Source organism: Sphingomonas rubra (assembly GCF_900115745.1).
In the GTDB taxonomy this organism is placed as follows: domain Bacteria; phylum Pseudomonadota; class Alphaproteobacteria; order Sphingomonadales; family Sphingomonadaceae; genus Sphingomonas; species Sphingomonas rubra.
The window spans coordinates 175,177-182,645 of record NZ_FOXP01000009.1 but is presented as its reverse complement, the minus strand read 5'-3'; the positions used below and the strand labels follow the sequence as shown (position 1 = coordinate 182,645).

Annotated in this window: 6 protein-coding genes, 1 tRNA gene and 1 pseudogene; 3 read left to right on the top strand and 5 right to left on the bottom strand. The window is 65.6% G+C overall.

The features are described 5' to 3' along the window. The first annotated feature begins 81 nt into the window (after positions 1-81). Positions 82-833: pseudogene (locus BM145_RS12415) on the top strand (IS5 family transposase). A 310-nt stretch (positions 834-1,143) separates the two neighbouring features. Here the strand turns inward: BM145_RS12415 and BM145_RS12410 are convergent. The 4 genes from BM145_RS12410 to BM145_RS12395 all read right to left on the bottom strand — a co-directional run bounded on the left by BM145_RS12410 (position 1,144) and on the right by BM145_RS12395 (position 4,388). Further along, positions 1,144-2,124, bottom strand: coding sequence for an aldo/keto reductase (locus BM145_RS12410; protein ID WP_093333953.1), 981 nt, complete (start codon positions 2,122-2,124; stop codon positions 1,144-1,146). Between the two features lie 84 nt (positions 2,125-2,208). Continuing rightward, positions 2,209-3,216, bottom strand: coding sequence for a zinc-dependent alcohol dehydrogenase family protein (locus BM145_RS12405; protein WP_093333952.1), 1,008 nt, complete (start codon positions 3,214-3,216; stop codon positions 2,209-2,211). Between the two features lie 409 nt (positions 3,217-3,625). After that, the gene (locus tag BM145_RS12400) at positions 3,626-3,961 is read right to left on the bottom strand and encodes a response regulator (protein WP_245739312.1); all 336 of its coding nucleotides are present in this window, start codon (positions 3,959-3,961) and stop codon (positions 3,626-3,628) included. A gap of 82 nt (positions 3,962-4,043) precedes the next feature. Further along, the gene (locus tag BM145_RS12395) at positions 4,044-4,388 is read right to left on the bottom strand and encodes a hypothetical protein (RefSeq protein ID WP_093333950.1); all 345 of its coding nucleotides are present in this window, start codon (positions 4,386-4,388) and stop codon (positions 4,044-4,046) included. A gap of 323 nt (positions 4,389-4,711) precedes the next feature. On the opposite strand from BM145_RS12395, the gene BM145_RS12390 reads away from it, so the two are divergent. Next, positions 4,712-5,731: a PDDEXK-like family protein gene (locus BM145_RS12390; protein ID WP_177200197.1), complete on the top strand. Its 1,020-nt coding sequence runs from the start codon at positions 4,712-4,714 to the stop codon at positions 5,729-5,731. 219 nt (positions 5,732-5,950) lie between these two features. Here BM145_RS12390 and BM145_RS12385 read toward each other — a convergent pair. Further along, positions 5,951-6,026 (bottom strand) — tRNA-Thr (locus BM145_RS12385). 161 nt (positions 6,027-6,187) lie between these two features. Between BM145_RS12385 and BM145_RS12380 the strand changes: the two genes are divergently transcribed. Beyond that, positions 6,188-7,453, top strand: a complete 1,266-nt coding sequence (locus BM145_RS12380; RefSeq protein WP_093333981.1) for a PAS domain-containing protein — start codon at positions 6,188-6,190, stop codon at positions 7,451-7,453. Positions 7,454-7,469 lie beyond the last annotated feature (16 nt).

Here is a 7,469-nt window from a genome sequence, read left to right as displayed (position 1 = left end):
CTAGGGCTCAAACCCAATCAGCGGGTTGAGGCGGAGCGGCTTTCCTGATTCACTGTGGGCGTGGGTCACGGGAGTGTGGGCATGGCGCTGTTCTGGTTGTCGGATGAAGCGTGGGCGGCGATCGAGCCGCACCTACCCAGGAACCAGCCTGGAGCGCGACGGGTGGACGACCGGCGGGTGATCTCCGGCATCCTGCATGTGCTGAAGGTCGGCTGTCGCTGGTGCGACTGCCCGGCCGACTACGGGCCCTCGACGACGGTCTACAACCGGTTCAACCGCTGGTCGCACCGGGGCTTCTGGCTCAAGCTGCTGGATGCGCTGGTGGACGCGGGCGCGGTGACGAGGAGCACCGCAATCGACAGCACCTACGTGAAGGCGCAGCGTGCCGCATTTGGCGCAAAAGGGGGCGCTCGCACCAGGCGATCGGCCGCTCGCGTGGTGGCTGGACGACCAAGGTCCATGCGCTCACCGACGTCATCGGTCGTCCCTACGCGCTGATGCTGACGTCCGGCAACGTCAGCGACATCAAGGCAGCGCCTGCGCTCCTCGAACGCGCCAGCCGCATGCGCTACCTGCTGGCCGACAAGGGCTACGATGCCGACCGGCTCCGCCAGTCGCTGCGCGAGGCGGGCGCCATTCCGGTCATCCCCGGCAGACGCAACCGAAAGAGAGCCATCCGCTACGACAAGGACCGCTACCGCGGCCGGCACCTCATCGAGAACGCCTTCTGCCGCCTCAAGGACTTTCGCCGCGTCGCCACCCGCTACGACAAACTCGCCGCCAACTTCCTGTCAGGCGTAGCGCTCGCCACCGCCGTCGCCTTCTGGCTGTGAATGAGTCTGAGCCCTAGCGGGGCGGTCGCGACGATGCGGACGTCCGGCGGCGTTTGTTAGTGCTGCTTAGGTCAAGGCCGTCACGCCGCGGCTAGAACTGTGCAAGCGACCCTAGGATCACCAGCCTACTTCCTAAAGGCCGCATGAGGGAACCCATCTGCCGCGCCCGTCAGTTTAACGAACGTCCGAAGTGGGTAGTCATACAGGACCGCTCGAATGTCGGTTAATGGGTCATTGCCCACCGACCGTCCTGATGCAGGGAGTGAACGAATGACTTCGGGGTCACCTGCATAGCCGTGCGCATCGTGGGTTACGAGAAGCCGACGATCGCGTGAGGGACGTAGGGCGCCTCCATGCGCGCGATCTCTCCCTCTGTGAGCCCAAGCTCCAGTGCGGCGATAGCGTCGTCGAGATGGGTATTCTTTGATGCACCGATGATCGGCGCCGAGACCTCGGGCTTCGCCAGTACCCAGGCGAGCGCCACCTGCGCGCGCGGGACGCCGCGTTCGGCAGCGATCGTGGCCACCGCCTCTACGACCTTGCGATCCGCATCCGCTGTGTGTGCGTAGAGCGTGCTGCCGAACTCGTCGGTTTGCGAGCGCTCGGTCGTGTCGTCCCAATTGCGGGTGAGACGGCCACGCGCCAGCGGGCTCCACGGGATCACGCCGATGCCCTCGGCCGCGCACAGCGGCAGCATCTCACGCTCCTCCTCCCGGTAGAGCAGGTTCAGATAGTCCTGCATTGTCACGAACCGGGTCCAGCCGTTCGCTTCCGACGCGTGGAGCATCGTCGCGAACTGCCAAGCGTACATCGACGACGCGCCGATGTAGCGCGCCTTGCCCGCTTTCACGACGTCGTGAAGCGCTTCCAGCGTCTCTTCGATCGGCACCTCATGGTCGAAGCGGTGGATCTGGTAGAGATCGACATAGTCGGTGCCGAGGCGCGCGAGGCTCGCGTCGATCTCGGTCATGATCGCCTTGCGGCTGAGACCTGCGCCGTTGGCACCGGGGCGCATCCGGCCATGAACCTTGGTGGCGATCACCACCTCGTCGCGGCGGGTGTATTCCTTCAGCGCACGGCCGACGATCTCCTCCGACGTGCCGTCCGAATAGACGTTGGCGGTGTCGAAGAAGTTGATGCCGGCTTCGACCGCTCTGCGCAGGATAGGCCGGCTTGCCTCCTCGTCGAGCGTCCAGGCGTGGTTGCCGCGGCTGGGTGTGCCGTATGTCATACAGCCGAGGCACAGCCTTGATATGTCGAGGCCGGTGCTGCCGAGCTTGGTATAGTCCATCATCGTTCTCGCGGTCTGGGTTGCGGACCAAACGAACGGTTTCGCAGGAAGTCGCCTAGCGCGCCGGATCTCGGCTCGAACGGCTCACCATTCGACGCCGATCTTGCCGAAGTGCGTTGCATCCATCTCGAAGCGGAACGCGTCTGCCAATTTCGCGAGCGGGAAGCGGCGATCCACGACAGGCCGGATGCCGCTGGCATCGAGGGCGCGAACGAAGTCCTGCTGCTCGCGCCGGCTGCCGACGATCAGGCCCTGCAGCCGCGCCTGCTTCGCCATCAGCGCGGCGGTCGGCACCTCGCCGGCGCTGCCGGTCAGCACGCCGATCAGCGAGATGTGCCCGCCGACGCGTACCGCAGCGATGGACTGGGCCAGCGTACCCGGCCCGCCTACCTCAATGACATGGTCGACCCCACGCCCGCCGGTCCAGTCGGAAATGGCGCGGCCCCATTCGGGCTGCTCGCGATAATTGAGGACGTGGTCGGCTCCGAGATCTCGCGCACGCTCCAGCTTCTCGTTGGACGACGACGTGATCGCCACTGTCGCCCCCATCAGCTTGGCAATCTGGAGCGCCCAAATCGATACGCCGCCGGTTCCGAGCAGAAGTACGGTGTCACCGGCCTTGAGCTTGCCGTCGACGACCAGGGCTCGCCATGCAGTGAGCCCAGCCGTCGTGATCGTTGCGGCCTCCACGGCATCGTAGCCGCGAGGAACAAGCGTGAACGCGGAGGCAGGCAGGACGACATGCTCCTGCGCAAAGCCGTCGATCCCGTCGCCCGGTGTGCGGCGGAAGTCGCCGACGGTGGGCGGACCATCCTGCCAGTCCGGGAAGAAGCAGGAGACAACGCCGTCTCCCGGCCGGAACTCGGTTACACCCGCACCGACCGCGTCGACGACGCCGGCACCATCGGCCAAGGGGATGCGCCCGTCCGCTGTTGGCATCCGGCCCGTTGCGACGCCGAGGTCGTGAAAGTTGAGCGAGCTGCCGTGTAGTGACACGCGGATTTCGCCCGCGCCGGGTACGCCGGGATCGGGGCGTTCCTCCAGTGCCAGCCGATCCAGCCCCGTAGGGCTGCGCAGGACCATCGCTCTCATGTTCGTACTCCATCGTTCGCGCGCAATCGATCTCTCATGCGCTAACGCACGCACGCCCTTGGTGGCAGCAGCTCAATACAAATCCGAGCTGGGGCGGTAGACACGTCGTCGATCTGAGCCGGCCACCGCAAGCTGAACGAGTGACCGAAACCGGTGAGCGGCTTCGCAACTCTCAATGACCGAACATGGGTCTGAACGGCTCCGCCCAACTCGCACGCGCGCCGCTTGACGGCCAAGCTCGTCGCTAGAGGATGCAGGGATCAAACCTTCGTTTACGCCGCCGCGATTTCCCGCCGGAAGGAACCCCACGTTGGGCCGCCCACGCCAAAGCGCTTTCGGCTTAGTCGCCTCCGCTCCTGCTCTGGAGACGTGGTGCCCCTCGCGGAACACGAACCCGCGAGCTCACAGATCAATGCTGGAGCGCCCGAAAGCGCAGGCCGATCTCGCGAGGGTTGGCCGGCTTGCGCATGATCGCGTCAGCTGCACAGCCCGCGCACTCGTCCGGGCTCGCCGTGATAAACAGCACCGGGATGGCTCCGCAGCACCGCAGGATCTCCGCGACGGCCCCCGGCCCCGTGCCCTGCGGTAGACGCACGTCCGAGGTGATGAAGTCAGGGCGGTGGCGGTGCGCCGCGTCGACTGCATCAGCCTCGCTCGCCACGATGTCGACGCTGGTCGCTCCCGCCTCGATCAACGAGTCCTCGATCATCATCGCGATGAGCGCCTCGTCTTCGATTATCAACACGTGACACATCGCCGCACCAACCTCTCACGTAGGTTAACATGCGTTGCTCACCTAAGTTGCGCTACAACAAGCGAAATCGAGGTTATGGCGCTAAAAGGTTGCCGCTCGACAGGTCCCGGTCGTCCACGTCCTTGCGCGGCACGTAGCTGGTCACCCATCGCGGGTAGCCCTCGGGCGACATCTCGGTGTCCGGGAAGCCGACGGGGTCGTCGCCGGTCTCCACCCAGCCCGCGCCGAGACAGCGTCCGCAGATCGCGCGCTTGCTGCGGAAGCTGACGAGGTCGATCTCGACGTTCCACTCGCCGTAGCCGCGGCAGACCGGGCAGCGGGCGTCCAGCATGCCGTTGCGGGGCTTGAGCGGGATGACGTCGAAGGCGTGCGGGCTGTCCGGGCCGTCGCAGTGGACGATGTTGCTGGAGTGGGCCATTGATCTGTCAGCGCCTTATGTACGGGAGCGGTCCTAGCCGTAGCACTCGAACGGGTCGACGACAGCCAGAGACGAGAAGCCTCAAGCCTCGATATGAGTAGCTTACGCGCCATTGGCACGCCCGTCATCAGAATCGCTTGCGCCAGCGTTCCGAAAAGGCGTCACCACGTATTTAGCTGACCGCTGCTCCGAAAGCGTGTCGACATTTACAAGAGACTTACAAGGAGGGGGTGTGCCTGTTACGGCGTGGCATGCACGCAGTACCAAGCCTTATCGCGAGAGTAGCAGCGGCGGGTGCAGAACGGAGCCGAACTGAAGTTGCTGTGGCACAGAGGTTTGCGCCCCGCTTTAACGCCGTCTCACTTTTCACGCCGGGCGAAAACAACCTCTCAGCGATTTTTCGCTGGCTCCTCGATGAATCAGAGACACACGGTCAAGGGCCACTATTCCGTAGCCGCTTCATCAATGATTTGCTTGGGGACGATCCAGCGCGATGGCACGGAGCCCGTGTAACCACTGAGGTAACCACTTCTGATGGGACAGGACGGATCGACCTGCTGATGGAAAGCCGGGATGGTGCGCGGTGTGCAGTCATAGAGAACAAGCCCTGGGCTGGCTGGCAAACTGATCAGCTTTTTCGTTACCTTGACGATCAACAGAACTGCCGCACAGAAGTTCGCGTTCATGCATTGGTTGGCCACCCTGATGCGTCGGCCTCCCTAAATCAGCATTGGTCGGAAAGCACCGCCACACCGCTACCTTCAACAGTCACTGCCAGTGGGTATGATGCAGTTGTAACCTGGCTGGAAGATTGCGCGATGATCTGCCGAGCCGAGCGCGTGCGCGGCTTCCTCAACGACCTTGCAGGTTACTGCCGCGAGGTCATCTTAAGCGAGCCTAGCATGGAAGAAGCGAATGAGACTGCACGCATCATCTTGGCTGGTGGAGAGGAGGCACTGGCAGCTGCGAGATCAATTGCAGCCGCTCTGCCGCTGGCTCTCGCTACCGATGCAGCACGTCGGGTAGCGGGCAGCGTGGAGATCGTTGGCGGCAACCCCACCGTGCGCGTCGACATCTCTGGCGCCGTGATACATTTCGTATTGTTCGGCGACCTTACTCCTTGGGCCGGCGTGACCGACAAGACGCGCGTCGAAACTCTTGGTGGTACATTAGCGTGGGCGGCTCCGGAACGTCAGTGGCCTCGTTGGATATATGTTCGAAAGATTGGTGTAGACGGACGGTCCCTCTACGACGCAGCCAGGACAGGTGACTTAGATGCGGTCGAGCGCCTCTTACCTGTCGTCGCACGCACGATGATTGGGGATGCGGCGGTACCCAGCTAGAGGCCGAGAAGCGCTGGCATCGCTCAGGATGCGGTAGCCGGGCGTCAGTGCCGCTCCTTGTGTTAAAGCGCCATAGATATTGCGGCGGCAACACGCGCGGTTACGCCGCCGCCGTTCTCTTCCGGAAGGCATCCCACGTAGGACCCACGTGGGTTTCCCACGCCGAAGCACTTTCGCCGCAGTCGGCGCCGCTTCTGTTCTGGAGATGCTCTAGATAGGTGGTGCCGCTTACAGGACTCGAACCTGTGACCCCCGCATTACGAATGCGATGCTCTACCAGCTGAGCTAAAGCGGCGTGGCCCGGCGTGTGGCCGGGTCTGGTGGGCGGCGCTTACCAGTGGGCGGCGGGCGTGGCAAGCGCTGCATCTTTTCGCCGGGCACCCGCGATTTTACGCCTCGTTTACCAAGGCCGCGGCAAGATGGATCGCACACAGGCGACGGCGGGACCCGATGGACATGCAAGACAGGCTGGATGACGGGCAAGCGCTCGAGCGGGTGCGTCCCGCCGAGGCGGAGCCCGAAGCGGCCGAGCCGTTGTTCGACCTGGGCGGCGACGAGCGGCGCATGCATGTGCGCGCCTACAACCATTGGGTGTCGCTGCTGAAGGGGCGGCCCTGCCCGCTGATCGAGGATCTGGACGCCGCGAGCATCGACGATTTCGGCGCGCACGGCGTGCTGCTCGATTTCGCGGGCGACGTGACCGACCCCGGCATCCGTTTCCTGGGTCGCACGCTGGCCGACGAATGCGGCCTCGCCTCCGGCATCTCGCGCGTCGCGGAGGTGCCGCCCCGATCGCTGCTGTCGCGCCTCACCGATCACTACCTGCAGATCATCGCCAACAAGGCGCCGATCGGCTTCGAGGCGGAATTCGTCTCGTCGCGCGGCCGCACCACACTGTACCGCGGCATCCTGATGCCGTTCACCAGCGTGGCGGGCGGCGAGATCGATTTCGTCTACGGCGTCATCAACTGGAAGGAGGTCGCCGACGCGGCCGTCCAGGCGCGCATCGATTCGGAACTCGACGCCGCCCTGCGCGTGCAGGCGCGCGCCGATGTGCCCGCCTGGGCGGACGGTCCGGGCGCCGAGAACGGCGCGGAGGGCGAACAACCGCTGGCCCCGCCGGGCAGCCTGGCGGACACGCTGCTGCTGGCGCGCGAGACCGCCGCGGCGGTGCGCGCCGCCGACACGCGCAGCCGTGCGGCGCTCTACCGCGCCCTCGGCCGCGCGCACGATTTCGGCCTGGCGGCGGTGGCGGACGACGCCGCCTACACCGCGCTGCTGGCCGAAGCGGGCATCGCCGTGCAGGCGCGTGCGCCGCTGACGCCGGTCGTCAAGCTCGTCTTCGGCGCCGATTACGACAAGACGCGGCTGACCGAGTTCGCCTCCGTGCTCGGCCATGCGCGTCGGCACGGGATCGCGGCGGGTCGGCTGCCGACCTTTCTCGACGGGTTCGCCGGCGGCATCAAGGCGGTGGTCGCCGCCGAGCGCGCGGCCAGGAAGCCGGCGCCCGCCGCCGAGCGACACGCCACCCTCGCCGATCGTCCCGCGATCGCGCGGCTGTCGCTGCAGATCGACGCCGCCGCGGGCACGGGCGTCGTCCTGGTCGCGCGGATGGGCGACGACGGCGTGCTCGACATCGTCGAGGTGCGCGCCGACGAAGCGCTCGCCAGCCGCGCACTCCGTACCGGCAAGCGCCCCAAGGCTACCCTTCACCGGGGTTGAGATGGCGGGCCGCCGG

What these genes read in the sequence shown, in the direction of transcription:
- BM145_RS12410 (WP_093333953.1), bottom strand. Translation starts at nt 2,124, where the DNA reads ATGGACTATACCAAGCTCGGCAGCACCGGCCTCGACATATCAAGGCTG.
- BM145_RS12405 (WP_093333952.1), bottom strand. Translation starts at nt 3,216, where the DNA reads ATGAGAGCGATGGTCCTGCGCAGCCCTACGGGGCTGGATCGGCTGGCA.
- BM145_RS12395 (WP_093333950.1), bottom strand. Translation starts at nt 4,388, where the DNA reads ATGGCCCACTCCAGCAACATCGTCCACTGCGACGGCCCGGACAGCCCG.
- BM145_RS12380 (WP_093333981.1), top strand. Translation starts at nt 6,188, where the DNA reads ATGCAAGACAGGCTGGATGACGGGCAAGCGCTCGAGCGGGTGCGTCCC.